14 protein-coding genes are annotated in these 14,482 nt (G+C 42.5%); 4 read left to right on the top strand and 10 right to left on the bottom strand.

From position 1 onward, the window contains the following. Positions 1–24 precede the first annotated feature (24 nt). Positions 25–582: a hypothetical protein gene (locus tag WFY05_RS01315; protein ID WP_340110910.1), complete on the top strand. Its 558-nt coding sequence runs from the start codon at positions 25–27 to the stop codon at positions 580–582. Positions 583–708: 126 nt separating this feature from the next. Here WFY05_RS01315 and WFY05_RS01310 read toward each other — a convergent pair whose 3' ends face one another. The 3 genes from WFY05_RS01310 to WFY05_RS01300 all read right to left on the bottom strand — a co-directional run bounded on the left by WFY05_RS01310 (position 709) and on the right by WFY05_RS01300 (position 6,087). Next, positions 709–2,802: an IPT/TIG domain-containing protein gene (locus tag WFY05_RS01310; RefSeq protein ID WP_340110909.1), complete on the bottom strand. Its 2,094-nt coding sequence runs from the start codon at positions 2,800–2,802 to the stop codon at positions 709–711. Continuing rightward, complete coding sequence (locus tag WFY05_RS01305; RefSeq protein WP_340110908.1) at positions 2,799–4,001, bottom strand: hypothetical protein; 1,203 nt, start codon at positions 3,999–4,001, stop codon at positions 2,799–2,801. Before WFY05_RS01305 ends, WFY05_RS01310 begins: the two co-directional genes overlap by 4 nt. Positions 4,002–4,407: 406 nt before the next feature. Next, entirely contained in the window at positions 4,408–6,087 is a 1,680-nt protein-coding gene (locus WFY05_RS01300; RefSeq protein WP_340110907.1) for an alanine/glycine:cation symporter family protein, read from the bottom strand. A gap of 266 nt (positions 6,088–6,353) precedes the next feature. On the opposite strand from WFY05_RS01300, the gene WFY05_RS01295 reads away from it, so the two are divergent. Together WFY05_RS01295 and WFY05_RS01290 are read left to right on the top strand one after the other, a co-directional pair. After that, positions 6,354–6,605, top strand: coding sequence for a DUF8828 family protein (locus WFY05_RS01295; RefSeq protein ID WP_340110906.1), 252 nt, complete (start codon positions 6,354–6,356; stop codon positions 6,603–6,605). Between the two features lie 3 nt (positions 6,606–6,608). Beyond that, entirely contained in the window at positions 6,609–6,821 is a 213-nt protein-coding gene (locus WFY05_RS01290) for a PspC domain-containing protein (protein ID WP_340110905.1), read from the top strand. A gap of 39 nt (positions 6,822–6,860) precedes the next feature. On the opposite strand, the gene WFY05_RS01285 is transcribed toward WFY05_RS01290, so the two are convergent. Both WFY05_RS01285 and WFY05_RS01280 read right to left on the bottom strand, forming a co-directional pair. Continuing rightward, complete coding sequence (locus WFY05_RS01285) at positions 6,861–8,993, bottom strand: Tex family protein (protein WP_340110904.1); 2,133 nt, start codon at positions 8,991–8,993, stop codon at positions 6,861–6,863. Positions 8,994–9,095: 102 nt separating this feature from the next. Next, the gene (locus WFY05_RS01280; protein WP_340110903.1) at positions 9,096–9,974 is read right to left on the bottom strand and encodes a hypothetical protein; all 879 of its coding nucleotides are present in this window, start codon (positions 9,972–9,974) and stop codon (positions 9,096–9,098) included. A 302-nt stretch (positions 9,975–10,276) separates the two neighbouring features. Between WFY05_RS01280 and WFY05_RS01275 the strand changes: the two genes are divergently transcribed. Further along, the gene (locus WFY05_RS01275) at positions 10,277–11,509 is read left to right on the top strand and encodes a nucleoside recognition domain-containing protein (RefSeq protein WP_340110902.1); all 1,233 of its coding nucleotides are present in this window, start codon (positions 10,277–10,279) and stop codon (positions 11,507–11,509) included. A gap of 11 nt (positions 11,510–11,520) precedes the next feature. Here WFY05_RS01275 and WFY05_RS01270 read toward each other — a convergent pair whose 3' ends face one another. The 5 genes from WFY05_RS01270 to WFY05_RS01250 form a co-directional block, all read right to left on the bottom strand. Beyond that, positions 11,521–11,931 carry a Dabb family protein gene (locus WFY05_RS01270; protein ID WP_340110901.1) on the bottom strand — a complete coding sequence of 137 codons (411 nt, stop codon included), beginning with the start codon at positions 11,929–11,931 and terminating at the stop codon, positions 11,521–11,523. Further along, complete coding sequence (locus WFY05_RS01265) at positions 11,928–12,407, bottom strand: DinB family protein (protein ID WP_340110900.1); 480 nt, start codon at positions 12,405–12,407, stop codon at positions 11,928–11,930. Before WFY05_RS01265 ends, WFY05_RS01270 begins: the two co-directional genes overlap by 4 nt. A gap of 1 nt (position 12,408) precedes the next feature. Beyond that, positions 12,409–13,227: a 3-deoxy-8-phosphooctulonate synthase gene (gene kdsA, locus WFY05_RS01260; protein ID WP_340110899.1), complete on the bottom strand. Its 819-nt coding sequence runs from the start codon at positions 13,225–13,227 to the stop codon at positions 12,409–12,411. Between the two features lie 101 nt (positions 13,228–13,328). Continuing rightward, positions 13,329–13,781: an ion channel gene (locus WFY05_RS01255; protein WP_340110898.1), complete on the bottom strand. Its 453-nt coding sequence runs from the start codon at positions 13,779–13,781 to the stop codon at positions 13,329–13,331. A 284-nt stretch (positions 13,782–14,065) separates the two neighbouring features. Continuing rightward, entirely contained in the window at positions 14,066–14,239 is a 174-nt protein-coding gene (locus tag WFY05_RS01250) for a hypothetical protein (protein WP_340110897.1), read from the bottom strand. Between the last annotated feature and the right edge of the window lie 243 nt (positions 14,240–14,482).

Below are 14,482 nucleotides of genomic sequence, written 5' to 3'. Positions count from 1 at the left end.
CTTTGGAGAAACAAAGCCAGGCAAATGAAACCAATTTTACTAGCGACCTTTATACTATCCAGTCTTTGTTCAATTGCACAAGAAGAACGTATGACTATCCAGGGGAAAATCGTGGACTCAAATGGGGATCCCGTTTCGGATCTGTATATTATAAATCTGGTGAGCAACGAAAAGGATATTACGCTTGAAAACGGTATTTTTACTATTAGGATTTTTCCCACCGATTCACTGGTTTTATCGCACATTTCGTATTTCAGAAAAATTGTTACTGCCCATTCTTTACTGGTAAACCCGGTGGTTATGCTAGAATCGGAGCATGTAAATATTAAGGAGGTAACTATTTCGCCGGTACAAAAAACGGATGCCGATAAAGCCCGGGAAAATATTGAGGAAATTGACTGGGATATGCGGCCCCAGCTTGGTGATGGTTTTACGGAGTCGGAAAGAGTCAATGAAACGATGAAAGAACACAATAAAGTAATGCGGGCGGAAGCTACGTCGGTAACCTTTCTTAAATTTTCGATTGGAGATTTGCTGGGCAAGTGGAAAAAAAAGCGAAAGAAAAGAAAAGACCGACGCTAATTTAGTGATTAAAAATCTTTCTTTTATTGATAGAGTAGAACGAGAACGGTTCTCTTGGGGTAAGCTACAAGCTGCGAGCCTTCGTTCGTAAATCTCAGCTTATTCGGAATGGAAATTGAAACGTTATCAAAAAGATGGGTCGAACTGCCATACATCACGCAGGTTGCCAAAATGCTCGCAGGTTCGTCCTCCAATAATGTATCCATAGTTGCCGATTGCAAAACTGCCGGCCGAACTTCTATGCATACCTTCAAATGTAATTGATGTCCAGGCATTGCTCTGCGGATCAAATGAAAGCCAGGTGGAAGTTCCGCCGCAATAGGAGAACATGCCGGTGCCCATGTATAATTTACCCATTAGTTCGAAGCCTGTTGTTTCACGGTTTGGAGCAGGCACCGTGCCCGCCTTGTTCCATGAATTCTCTTCAAAATCATACTCCCACATATCGCGGCCGTTTAGCCAGTAATCACCCAAAATAAAAGCTCTGTCGGCTACTGTATAGGCTTCAATATCGTCGTGGCTGCTAATATCGGCAATGTTGGCTTTTTGTGTCCAGCTGTCGCCCGCAGGATCATACTCCCAGAAATCGGTTTTTGCCTGGTAATTGCCGTATGCACCTCCCCCCAGGTATCCTTTCCCGGCACGTGAGAATCCGAATGCACCATAGCGTGCCCCACCCGGGAAATCGGCTTTTTGGGTCCACAAATTGTTAGTAATATCATATTCCCATACTTCACTCAGGTTGTCCTCATCGGTAAACTTGTTTTCGGTATAACCACAGCAAACGTATAATTTATCGTCCACGACAAACCAGCCGGTTTGTCCTCGTTTCATTGCCGGAAGCGGTTCGAGTTCCTGCCAGCTGTCGGTTTCCGGATCGTATTCCCACAAATCGGAGTAATGATTTCGGAAGGTTTCATACGATCCCAGCCCAATGTATCCTTTTTCCTTGTATGAGAAAGATACCGGCTTGAGGCGCATGTCACCTGGGAAGTCTTTTAGCTGTTGCCATCGCGATTTGTAATTGATAAAGAGCGAATCAGAAGAACCTGTTTGCTGATCGAGCGTCTGCACAACTACCGGTAAGGTTTTTATTGCTGACACATATTCGTTCGGGATGATCTGATTATTGATCCGGCATGTGATTTCTCCGGGCGAACACGCAATGATCGGTACTTCTTTTCCTCCAATGAATACAATGTTTTTATCGGCATCGGGATGAAAATTTTGCCCGTAAATGGTAAAATTTTCATTATAAGTAGTTAGTTCCTTCGGTGAAATCTCGCTTATCTGCGGAGGCTTTATTTGTAATTTATTGCTGAAGGATTTGGTCGCCCCTTCCAGTTCAACTTTTATCTCCAGCTGCGAGCTGTTGATCTCTTTTGGGACCACGGCTTTGAGCGTAGTTGGTGTGATTTCGGAAATAAAAACTTTGTGGGAATTAAAATATACCTTTCCTAAATCGGGATCGGTTGGGAAATCTGTACCGATAAATGTAATAGTGTCGTTAATTGCTGCAATAGACGGAGAATATTCAAGGATTACCGGATTTATATATGTAAACAAATCCTTGGCTACTGTTCGTTTGCCATAAACCAAAACAGAAACATTCACCGGAGTAGTGCTGGCTACATCCGGAATAGTTACACGAATTAACGTGTCGTTGCAGCTAAGAACTTTTGCGTTTCCATTGTTTCTGAAGATCACGTGAATCTGATCGGAAAAGAAGCTGAAGTTCTTACCGTATATTTTCAGTTCATTTCCCCATTTGGCCCGCAAAGGGCTGATTGAATCTATTTCAGGAGCCGGAGAAGTGAATTCGTTAGCAAAACTGATTCGATCGCTGTAAACCAAAAAATCGGCTGTTCGTGCCCAGGCGTGCACATAGTAAGTTTTACCGGGAATAAAATCAACCGTTCCGGTAGCGCCAAAAGTCACATTCCCATTGGTATCATCATGACTAATTATTTTTGCATTAAGGCCATCAGCCGAACTAACGGTTGACCACATAAATCCCTTTTCGATGATTGGCATGTTACCCTGTGTACGAATTTCGGCATTAAAATACACACCGTCATCATTCTGTACAATCCTGTCAGAAATACCCAAACGAGGGAAATCCCGGTCGACATAATCCTCCTTTTGACACTTGGTGAACAATGTAGAAAGCGCTATGATGAAAGCTATAGCTAATATGGTATTTTGTCTGGTGTGTTTCATTTTTCGTTTCCAGTTAAATAAATCCCCAGGTTTATTCCCACTTTATTTAAAGAAATATTGTGATAGGTATTTTTTGCTTTTGATTGGGAATAACTGGCATAAACAAAAAACGGGATCTTATTTTTACTTAGATTGAAATCGCAGCCCATACGCACATACCAACCAAAAGAGGATGTTGTAAAGGGTGAATTATTTGATTCCTGAGTATCTACTTTGTCACTTTTTTCGGTTTCGACGATTAACTGCGTGTCGGTTGCAAGATTAATATCGAGCAATGTACCGGTTGCTATTGTTGGCCGTAATTTGCCTTTTGGATAGGTATACCTTAATCCAAACGAAGGTTCGAAAATGGTCTGAGATAAAAAGCTTTCAGAATAAGTTGGCCAAATGCCTGCAATGAATTCATTTGTGCCATGGTAATTTACCTTAGTAAATGCAAGCCCGAAATCGAGGGATAATTTTTCGTTTAGTGCGGGAAAATTAAGGTTAAGCATTATTCCTCCCTCTATTGCCGCAGATCCGGGGTATTCCGTTACAGGATAATCACCGGGAGAGAGGTTTAGCTTCCAAACGCTAAAACCGGTAACTGGACTGAGTTTTGCCCGTAACGGCGGAAGCGGCTTTTCGTAAACTATACATTCCTGGTCGGTGCAAACATATTTGTGGTAGTCTTTTGTAATTTTTAATAGCGATTTATGGCTGAGCCTGGCTTTGTCAATTTCGGGCTGAATTTCCATACAGTCAGCCATCGAGGTTTTTAATAATCCAATATAGCGATTCGTGTTCCGAATAATCTTTCCTCTTCCCGGTACCACTTCTTCTATTTCCTCTTGCTGTAATTTTAGCATTCGCATGTCTTTATCTTCCACAAAATACATATAGGTAAATGGAGTGGCGTAAAAATACAGGTTTGTGATTCCATCAAGTATAAATTCAAGAAACACCTGTTCTGTACCTTCTTCTGTCTCAATTGATTTTGAAACATAATATTTACTGTCAATAAATCTGTAAGCTTTAATTTCTTTGGGCTCAAACCTGGTTACTTCTGCTTGCTCGTTGGTTTTAAAAGAACAAAAATTACAGTTCCGCACATATCCTCTGTAATCTACAAGTCCGTATACCGTGTCATTCTCCCAGCTAATATAATATCCCGGACGAAAATCGGTTTGTCCCTTTGCCGAGATCGCAATAAAACACAAAACAATGAAAATAAACCGGTGAAATTTTAGACTGCAGGAACCAGAAATAATTCTGAGCAGGGGAGATTCATTAGCAAACATATTCATAAAAGTCCATAGATTTGGGCGATGAATATATGCAAATTTTCACAACCATCAATTTGAAATATGTTTAGAATGAATCCATTTAAAAGTTATAATTAGTCTAAACTAAGTGAGCTTAAGTTTATTATTTGTTGATCATGTAGTTACGGGATATTTTTTGTAACGACCAAGGTCCAAAGATTCTCCATCACGGTTTCCCAACGTGTTAAAATAGCTGTGATGAAGTGCAGTTTATTTAAAACAAAGAACCGTTCATTCCGATTATTAATAGAATGAACGGTTCTCAGTTTGCCGAAAATTGCAACTGTATACTGAAATTTAATTATCCTTTCGGTACTTTTTCGTTGGGATAGCGTTGGGCATATTCTTTCCAGAAAGATTTAACTTCCCGTTTCATTTCTTTTGAAAGCGCCAGTATTCCGAACAGGTTGGGGATGGTCATCAACGCGATGGTGATCCCTGAAAGTGTCCAAATGATGGTGGTGTCAGTGAAAGATGCTAGAAAAAATCCGATCACATAAATGATGTGATAATATATTACTTTTCCCGATCCGAAAAGGTAAGTAATTGCTCTGTCGCCATAGTACGACCAACTGATGGCAGTTGAGAATGCAAACATTAGCAGCCCGATAGAAACAATGTATTTTCCGTAGTCACCAAACCAACTGCGGGTAAAGGCGATGGTGGTCAGTGGTGCACTGTGCATCAGCGATTTCCCGGTGAGTTTCAGTCCGTCGGTATTTACCAGTTTACCGTTGTTGAACTCAATTTCACCTGAATAAGGTTGACTGTCAATAAACACTTTTACGTCCTCGGCAACGGAGCGTGCATGAAGAATGGTGGGCTGATCGTCAATAACACCGTTTTCCACCTGCAGACTTCCTGTGAACAGAGGAAGGTCTTCTTTCCCCACCAGGTAGTCGTGCAAATGTGCTACATCGCTTTCGCTGGATTCGGAATATGTCCCGTCGAGAACAACGAGGTCGGCTTCCTGGAACTGGTTTTCGTGTTTTTCGGTCCACACACCCGACGATAACAAAACTAGACCTGTTAAGGTACAGATGATGATGGTATCGATAAAAGGTTCGAGCAGTGCTACCAGACCTTCGGAAACAGGTTCATGTGCACGTGCTGCCGCGTGGGCGATCGGTGCCGATCCCTGGCCGGCTTCATTCGAGAACAAGCCGCGGTTCACTCCACGGTTAAATGCAAAGGCAATACTTCCACCCAGGAAACCACCCATTGCAGCTGTTCCCGTAAATACATCGCCAACAATGGCTGTTATGGATGGAATTATGTTTTCGGCATTATAAAGAATAACGGCAATGGCACCAATAAAGTAAACGATGGCCATTATGGGCACCAGCCTCGAGGTTACTTTTGCAATACGTTTGATTCCGCCAATAATCACAAAACCCAGTAAGAGTGCGAGGATTCCCCCGGTAAGCATGTGGCTGATCCCAAAAGTCTCGAAAAGTGAGTTGGAAATGCTGTTGATCTGTGGTAAATTTCCTGTTCCAAATGAAGACAATACCGTGGCAACTGCAAAAATTACTGCCAACCACTTCAGGTTTAGCCTGTTTTTCATATAATACATCGGTCCACCGGCTATGGAACCGTCTTCGGCTACTTCCCTGTATTTGTGCGACAGCGTTACCTCCACAAATTTGGTGGTCATACCCACAGCAGCGGTGATCAGCATCCAGAACAAGGCAGCGGGGCCGCCCAGGTGAATTGCCAGTGCCACACCGGCAATATTACCTGTACCTACGGTGCCCGAAAGTGCTGTGGTTAGTGCCTGGAAGTGAGAGGTGTCACCCTGGTCGTCTTCTTTATCAAATTTACCGCGAACAATTCGAAACGAATGTTTCAGGTAACGGAATTGCGGAAATTTCAGGTAAATGGTGAAAAAGACACCTGTACCCAGCAAGAGGAAAACAAACCATTGAGAACCGCCAATGTAGCCATCGATTAGCGAGAGAATTTCGTTTAGTTTATGCATGAATTATGTTTTTCTTTCGGATGAAGCGCTAAAATAGTAAACCTGTCCAAAATGTTAAAAAAAGCGCGCTTAAAATTCCAATTTATTATGAACAGATTCAAAATCCGGTTAAAAAGATTTTTGAAATTTGAGCTAAAAGTTGAATTGACGGTGTAAATGTAAAGGAGAATGAATTGTTTATGGAACTTATGTTTTCTTCCCTGAAAAATGAGCATTAAAAATAAATTATGTTGTAACTTAGCTTTACAATTAAAAAACAATTAAGCATGCTACCCAAGTTTTTATTAGCCGACAACTCACTAGAAACACCTGACACTATTTTTGTGGTGCACACCGAAACTCCACGTTTTATTGTTGAAGCCGATATCGAAGATTTCTGGAGCAACCAGGAGATACACTGGATTGATGGTGAACCGGGCGACGAAGATCTGATCTCGGACCTGATTGAGGCAGCCGAAGAATTCCTGGAGAAAGAGTTTGAGAACGAAGAGCTGCTTTCGGAAGACGACGAGGATTAAGCCGTGGCTTCAAAAAAGTTATACCGATCGCGTAACAGGGTGTTGGGTGGTGTCCTTGCAGGTATTGCGGTGCATCTTGATGTGGATGTGGTACTGGTTCGCCTGATCTATATATTGCTGTCGTTGTTTTCTGCCGGATTTCCCGGACTAATCGTGTACATTATTCTTTGGGCTGTAATTCCCGACGAACCCAACGAAAATATTCCGTATGAGTAATGCTTTAGGATTCCGATCTGTTTTGGTAGAGAAAGTTCCTTATTGCGCCACTCCTTTCATCGAAAGCTGAATACGTTTTCGTGGAATATCCACTTCCTTCACTCGCACTTTAACATGCTGATGCAGTTTTACGATCTCATTTGGATCGGAAATAAAGCGATCAGCCAGTTCGGAAATATGTACCAACCCCGATTCTTTAATGCCCACATCGACAAATGCCCCGAATTTGGTAATGTTGTTGACAATACCTGGCAGTTCCATCCCCTCCTGCAAATCGTTGATGGAGAAAATACCATCGGCAAACTCAAAGACTTTAATCGGTTTTCGCGGATCGCGGCCGGGTTTTAACAACTCGCTTTTGATGTCGTTTAAAGTTGGCATCCCCACTTCACTGCTTACATAATTTTGCCAGTTAATTTTGGCCACCAATTCTTCATTTCTGATAAGGTCTTGTAATTCGCATTTCAAATCTTTTGCAATCTGTTTAACGATCTTGTATGATTCCGGGTGAACTCCGGAGTTATCGAGCGGATTTTCTGCATCTGGAATGCGGAGAAATCCTGCCGCTTGCTCAAAAGCTTTTGGCCCCATTCGCGGTACTTTTTTCAACTCGTCGCGTGAAGCAAACATGCCGTTCTCTTTTCGGAAATTGGTAATGTTCTCGGCCAGTTGAGGTCCCAGACCGGAAATGTATGTCAACAGATGCTTGCTCGCCGTATTCAGGTTTACACCTACTGAGTTTACGCTCAATTCGACCACAGCATCAAGGCTGTCTTTTAGTTTTTTCTGATCCACATCGTGCTGGTATTGCCCAACTCCTATACTTTTAGGGTCGATTTTAACCAATTCGGCAAGAGGGTCCATCAGGCGGCGGCCGATGGAAACGGCACCACGAACAGTGACATCGTATTGCGGAAATTCCTGGCGGGCAACTGATGAGGCTGAATATACCGAGGCTCCGTCTTCGCTGACCACATAAACGCGTACCTCGCGGTTATAGCGTAGTTTTTTTATAAAGGCTTCGGTTTCACGGCTGGCAGTTCCGTTGCCAATGGCAATGGCATCAATTTTATAAATCTCGACCATGGATGTGACCTTTTTGGCGGCCATCTTTCTTTCTTCCTGTGGTTTGTGCGGGTATATGGTTTCATTGTGCAGGAGGTTGCCCTGTTCGTCGAGGCAAACAACTTTGCAGCCGGTACGGTAGCCAGGATCGATGGCCAGTGTTCTTTTTTGACCAAGCGGCGGTGCCAGTAACAACTGTTTCAGGTTTTCGGCAAATACTTTTATGGCTTCTTCATCGGCTTTTTCTTTCGATAGCTTGGCAAATTCAGTTTCAATCGATGGTTCGATCAGTCGTTTGTAGCTGTCTTTAACAGCCAGAGCTACCTGTTCCGAACTTTCGTTGTTACCTTTTACAAAAAAGCGCTCGAGGTTCTCGAGCACCCGGTCGTCGTCAGGTGAAATGCTAACTCGTAAAAATCCTTCGTTCTCGCCACGCCGCATAGCGAGCAGTCGGTGCGATGGACATCTTTTCAAGGACTCTTTCCAATCAAAATAATCGCGGAATTTGGCGGCATCCTCTTCTTTGCCTTTGATCACCTTCGAACTCACTTCGGCCCCCAGTTCAAAGCCACGGCGTACAATGTTTCTTGCCCGTTCGTTTTCACTTGTCCATTCGGCAATAATATCGCGGGCTCCGGCCAGTGCATCTTCAACGGAGTTTACCTCATCGTTTAAAAATTGATTGGCACGAAATTCCGGATCGCGTTCCAACTGTTTCATAACTATTTTAGCCAGCGGCTCAAGGCCTTTTTCACGGGCCATCGTCGCTTTTGTCCTTCGCTTAGGTTTGTAAGGCAGATATATGTCTTCCAACTCCACCGGATCGTAACAATTTTCGATGCGTGACTGAAGTTCCGGAGTAAGTTTTTCCTGCTCGCCGATGGTTTTCAGAATGGTTTCTTTTCTCTTCTCCAGTTCTTTGAATTTTTCATTCTGCTCTTTAATGTCGAGCACTTGCACTTCGTCGAGACTTCCGGTTCGTTCTTTCCTGTAACGTGAAATAAACGGAACAGTAGCTCCTTCTTCAAGTAATGCGATGGTGTTATTGACCTGATTGTATTTCAAGCCCAGGTTGTGGGCAACTATTTCGATGATTGTTGGTTGCATGTTTTTATTTGTTGAATTGCAAAGGTAGTTGATTATTTCGGTTTGATTGTGCATAAAAAAAGGCCCGGTAAAAGGCCTTCTGAAATATTTTTATCCGATGATTCAGAACAGAAAAAGTTGGATCCATCCCTGGATGATCTCGCCGGTTTCAGGGTCGAGTTCGGAACCATACATACTGTGTGGAATGGAATACACCAGGAGCATAACCACGGCAGCAACTACCGTGTATATTGGGCGTCTCTTGTTTCTGTTCATGGCAAATGCAAGCAGCCAAAAAAGAAATGCGATCAGTGTTTTGTTGTCGGTAAGGTCCCATGCAAAAGGGATTCCGGCCCAGGCTTCGCCAAAAGCATAGAGCTGAACGATGGGGCCCAAAATCATACCGCCGATAAAAAAGGCGATAATGGTTAAAGTAGTGTAAAATTTAAAGCGGTTGTGGTTGAATACAGCCATTATTCCCGCCAGGTTTCCCAGTAACATGGCAAAGAACATAAAGAAAATGTGTGGTGTGAGCACAGCAGGCGGAACAGCTCCTTTGTATCTGACTATGATAGGTTCATCTTTGAAGTAGGCTTTTATCCCGTTGTTATCTTTAACCTCAAAATAATACTGAATTTTACCTGCAGCAGGCAGGTCCGGAATATCGGCAAACCATCCTTCTTCTTCCGTAATTCCAAAAATTTTGTTCATGATAAACGAATCAACCGGTTTTTTTGCATACGCAAAATCAACTTCGGTATACTCATCATGACTTAAATACTGTCGGTAATAAAGTTTTGCTTCAATGGAGTTGTCATCGATGGCCAGCTTGAACGGATCTTCGCTTCCAATTTCGACGCTTCTTATCAATCTTAATTCATGGATGTTTCCGTTTACTTCAATGTCGAACTTCTTAGGATAAGTTGGTCCGGTTGTTCGCTGATAGATGGCGGCAGCAAGCGTAATAACAATGGCAAGTAGCCAGTAAAATACAGTTTTCATAAATAAGATTTAGAATAGCTGTGATTATTTTAATTTCAAATACAGTACACAAAAATATGATTTCAATCTTTTCAGCAAGAATAAATTATGGAAATAAACGAATTATTTTTAAATCGCTGCAAGTGAGCAGCAAAATGAATTATGTTGAAAAATCAACGGTACTTTGTGGAGAAAGATTGGTGTGAGATTCAGACGGATGTTGTGAAATGAAGTTCAGATTTATACTTTTACGAAAATTTGAGCAATATATTTCCTAAATGAGAAAGCTTCGACATTTTTAGAGAAGTCAGAATTCGAAAAATATGGCACTGAATTACATCTTTATTTTCTTTTTCCTGATTGCTTTTATCATTGGTTTGGCGCGCCTGATTTTTTTAGGTGATGCCGAGGTTTTCCCTGAAATGGTGCAAGCCACTTTTGACATGGCGAAAACCGGTTTTGAAATTTCTTTGGGATTAACCGGTGTTTTAACGCTTTGGATGGGAATTATGAAAGTGGGGGAGAAAGGCGGGATCGTTCATGTGTTTTCGAAGTTACTCGGTCCTTTTTTTAGCAAACTTTTCCCGGAATTGGGGAAGGAGCATCCCGCTCATGGATCGATTATTATGAACATTGCCGCGAACATGCTCAATCTCGATAATGCTGCAACACCAATGGGATTGCAGGCGATGAAAGAAATGCAAGCCACTAATCCCAATAAGAAAGTGGCTTCCAATGCACAGATCATGTTCCTGGTATTAAATACCTCGGGGTTAACGCTGTTACCCATCAGTATTATGGTTTACCGGGCACAGCTTGGAGCGGTGAATCCTTCCGATATTTTTATTCCCATTTTGCTGGCTACCTATTTTTCCACCATTGCCGGGCTCATCTCGGTGGCCATTTATCAGAAAATAAACCTGCTGGATAAAGTGGTGCTGGCATATTTGGGTGGATTAACCGCCATTATCATCGGAATTATCTGGTATTTCTCTACACTTGAAAAGGAGGCAATAACGCAGGTTTCGAACATTGCCAGCAATTTCATCCTTTTTACGGTAATTGTGGTTTTTATTCTTATGGCCGTTTTCAAAAGAGTGAACGTTTACGAGGCTTTTATCGAAGGAGCTAAAGACGGTTTTAAAGTGGCTGTAAAGATCATACCGTACCTTGTTGCCATCCTTGTTGCCATTGGCGTATTTCGGGCATCGGGTGCCATGGACTGGTTTGTAGCCAGTGTTACGTGGGCGTTTGAAAAAATGGGAATTAACACAGACTTTACGGCAGCACTCCCCACGGCCTTGATGAAACCGCTTAGTGGAAGTGGAGCGCGTGGAATGATGGTAGATGCAATGAATACTTATGGCGCCGATTCCTTTGTTGGACGCGTAGCCAGTACGGTTCAGGGAGCAACAGATACCACCTTCTACATTTTGGCTGTTTATTTTGGTGCAGTTGGAATTAAAAATACCCGTTACGCCGTGGTGTGCGGTTTAATTGCCGACTTTGCCGGTATCATCGCGGCAATTTTTATGGCTTACCTCTTCTTTTATTAAGAACGAAATTTTTAATCTGTGGAATCATAAACGATCACCTTATTCCAAAGGTGCTGATTATCTTCAACAAATTTAAGGTGGATCGGATCAACCTGGTAAGCATCCTGGTCGGCCTGACTGTCGAACATTACCATGTAAGAAACGGAATACGAATGATCCACAACATCACGATTTTCAGTTCCTGCAGGCAATCCGATGTGACTCAGTTTGATGGTTTTAATTTCCAGCAATTTGTTTAGTGCGTCGAGCAGTTGCTTTTTATGTGCTTCGTTGTCCGGTTCTTTTAGCCAGAAAAATACGTGGTGAATCAAGGCGTCAGTGAGTTTTATTTCGCCCGCACTGGCATTTTTTGAAAATGGGAACAAGCCTGCAAGGGCCAATCCTGCCGCAGTTTTCTTTAGAAACGATCTTCTGTTTTTCATAACGTAATATTTATAAGTTGGTTTATTTCTGACAGATGTAACTGAAAGTGGCGTGGAAAATCGAGTACCATTTCTTCGAGTGTTACCGACACATTTTTGTCTGCTATCCACTGCTTCTTTAACTTTTGGGGATCGATTACACTGATCACATGTAAAAAATGCAGATGTGTGAATTTCCATAACTGCACCAATTCCTGCCAGTCTTCATCTTGGTAATTCTGAATAGCGATCCAGCGATCATTATTTCCGTATGTCGCATAATTCGGAAATTCAAGCGGCGACTTCCTGTATTGCAAATGAACCGCCCGGTGTGTGTTGTTTGACGCTGAATCCACCATGTGACCGACGATCTGACGAATGGAACGATTCTGACTGTTCCTTCTGGTTGAGATAAGCTCATCATCCAGACTGATCAGCTTTTGTGCCCAATCGTAAATAGCCGGTTTTAATTCGTTGATGACTTCTGCGAACATCATTTTAAAAACGGTTGATTGTTTGTCGGATACGAACCAGTTTTTCCAGTAATTCTTCCAGCAGATCGAGATTTAACATGTTGGCGCCATCCGATTTTGCCACCGACGGATCGGGGTGTGTTTCAATAAAAATCCCATCGGCACCAACTGCAATTCCTGCCCGCGCAACGGTTTCAATCAGCGCCGGTTTTCCGCCTGTAACTCCGCTGGTTTGATTAGGTTGCTGCAGGGAGTGAGTGATGTCCAGAACAACCGGCACATTCATGGCTTTCATTTCGGGAATCCCACGATAATCCACAACCAGATCCTGGTAGCCAAAGGTAGTTCCCCGTTCCGTTAAAACGATGTTGTTGTTGCCGCTATCGATTACTTTTTGTACGGCAAACTGCATGGCTCCGGCCGAAAGAAATTGTCCTTTTTTAATGTTCACCACTTTCCCGGTTTCAGCTGCTGCAACGAGGATGTCGGTTTGCCGGCACAGAAATGCGGGGATTTGGAGTACATCGACATATTCCGCGGCCATAGCAGCTTCTTGTGCCGAATGAATATCGGTGACTGTTGGAACATCAAAAGTCTCGGAAACCTTTTTAAGGATTTTCAATGCCTTTTCATCGCCAATGCCCGAAAAAGAATCGATTCTCGAACGGTTTGCTTTTCGGTATGATCCTTTAAAAATGTAGGGTATTTTTAATTTTTCGGTAATGCTGACTACTTTTTCTGCAATTTCAAGCGCCATCTGTTCTCCTTCGATGGCACAAGGTCCGGCCATCAGAAAGAAGTTTTCTGAGTCAGTATTTTTAAGTTGTTTAATGTTCGGAATCATGAATCGAATTTTAAGCTTTAAAAGTAGCAAGAAAATCAAAATAGCAGGCGATAACGGAATTTTAACAAAACATATCAGGATAAATTTGAGAATTGGTGTGGTTAACTTGCCTGATCTACTTTGCCGATGGATCGGTATAGTCCTTGTATGAGTGAATACATCAGAGCGGTCGACCAACCAATAAGCATAATTCCGTTAATGGCTTCAAATCCTGAAAGCATTCTCCATTCAGAACTGATGGTCATATCGCCATATCCGAGGGTGGTAAAAGTTACAATCGAATAGTAAAAGGTATCGCCAAAAGTGTTAAAATCCACACTGGTCTTTGGCAACAGATCGATGCTAAATGCCCAGACAAACGCGTGAATGATGTGTAAAAAAGTGAGGTATAAAAAGGAAAGAATAAGAATCCGGAACATTCTCAAATGTGTAACGTTGTTTTGCCATTTGTTGAGAACAGACTTGGTTTTGTCTAACCAGTACATACTGGCAGCTGCCTGAAGCACAACATTGAATGCTACAATAAGAAAGCCGATGATTAAGATCTTGAACATTTGCTGTCTGGTTTAATAGAATAACGAATATCGATTTGATCTCTTAAAGCTAAGCATTTTCAGTAAATACCAACAAAAGGCATGAAAGAATTCGTATAGGGATTTTTGATAACTCAGGGGGGTATAAAAACACAAATGGGAACCATTCTTTGACAAATAGTTCCCATCCACTTCCAAACAACCGAAGTTGTTTTTCGTGCCAGGCTACGGTTATTACGACCGGCCTCTGATCGCTTTTGCAAGCTTTCATTGGCCCCCTGCTTTCCGGTCGGGCTTTTTACAGTCTAACTTTCCGGCAGTTCATTTGGTAATCGCGTCTTACCTTCCTGAACGAAGCGCCTCTCAGCGTACTTTTCAATTTCCTTGCGGTCCTTGTCAGTTTTCACCCACATTTCAGGTTGCCCCGATTTGTGGTGCAGTGCTGTTGCGAAGGCCGAAACCTTTTTAACATTCTGCATGGAGACTTCACCTTGAAAGAACTTCTGGATTTTCTTTCAGATGATTAATTGAACTTTCGATCTTCCAGATGATCTTGGTTCAAACTTCGGCTTTTCCATCGTACCTTCCCGAAGGTTGGCTGAGAAATGGTTCCGGTTTCAACTAAGTAACTTTTCCCGTTTCATCGATTTCGAAGCAGCCCTTTATGGCTCACCTGATGAATCAAATGTAATATGAAATTCCGAAATGTCAAGTGATTTTCA

Origin of the sequence: Maribellus mangrovi (assembly GCF_037646455.1) — a bacterium.
In the GTDB taxonomy this organism is placed as follows: domain Bacteria; phylum Bacteroidota; class Bacteroidia; order Bacteroidales; family Prolixibacteraceae; genus Draconibacterium; species Draconibacterium mangrovi_A.
Note: the sequence above shows the minus strand (reverse complement) of the source record. Positions and strands in the feature narration are given on the sequence as shown.

What these genes read in the sequence shown, in the direction of transcription:
- WFY05_RS01300 (WP_340110907.1), bottom strand. Translation starts at nt 6,087, where the DNA reads ATGCATAAACTAAACGAAATTCTCTCGCTAATCGATGGCTACATTGGC.
- WFY05_RS01315 (WP_340110910.1), top strand. Translation starts at nt 25, where the DNA reads ATGAAACCAATTTTACTAGCGACCTTTATACTATCCAGTCTTTGTTCA.
- WFY05_RS01255 (WP_340110898.1), bottom strand. Translation starts at nt 13,781, where the DNA reads ATGTTCAAGATCTTAATCATCGGCTTTCTTATTGTAGCATTCAATGTT.
- WFY05_RS01295 (WP_340110906.1), top strand. Translation starts at nt 6,354, where the DNA reads ATGCTACCCAAGTTTTTATTAGCCGACAACTCACTAGAAACACCTGAC.
- WFY05_RS01310 (WP_340110909.1), bottom strand. Translation starts at nt 2,802, where the DNA reads ATGAAACACACCAGACAAAATACCATATTAGCTATAGCTTTCATCATA.
- WFY05_RS01270 (WP_340110901.1), bottom strand. Translation starts at nt 11,931, where the DNA reads ATGAAAAACAGAAGATCGTTTCTAAAGAAAACTGCGGCAGGATTGGCC.
- WFY05_RS01250 (WP_340110897.1), bottom strand. Translation starts at nt 14,239, where the DNA reads ATGCAGAATGTTAAAAAGGTTTCGGCCTTCGCAACAGCACTGCACCAC.
- kdsA (WP_340110899.1), bottom strand. Translation starts at nt 13,227, where the DNA reads ATGATTCCGAACATTAAACAACTTAAAAATACTGACTCAGAAAACTTC.
- WFY05_RS01280 (WP_340110903.1), bottom strand. Translation starts at nt 9,974, where the DNA reads ATGAAAACTGTATTTTACTGGCTACTTGCCATTGTTATTACGCTTGCT.
- WFY05_RS01265 (WP_340110900.1), bottom strand. Translation starts at nt 12,407, where the DNA reads ATGATGTTCGCAGAAGTCATCAACGAATTAAAACCGGCTATTTACGAT.
- WFY05_RS01285 (WP_340110904.1), bottom strand. Translation starts at nt 8,993, where the DNA reads ATGCAACCAACAATCATCGAAATAGTTGCCCACAACCTGGGCTTGAAA.
- WFY05_RS01275 (WP_340110902.1), top strand. Translation starts at nt 10,277, where the DNA reads ATGGCACTGAATTACATCTTTATTTTCTTTTTCCTGATTGCTTTTATC.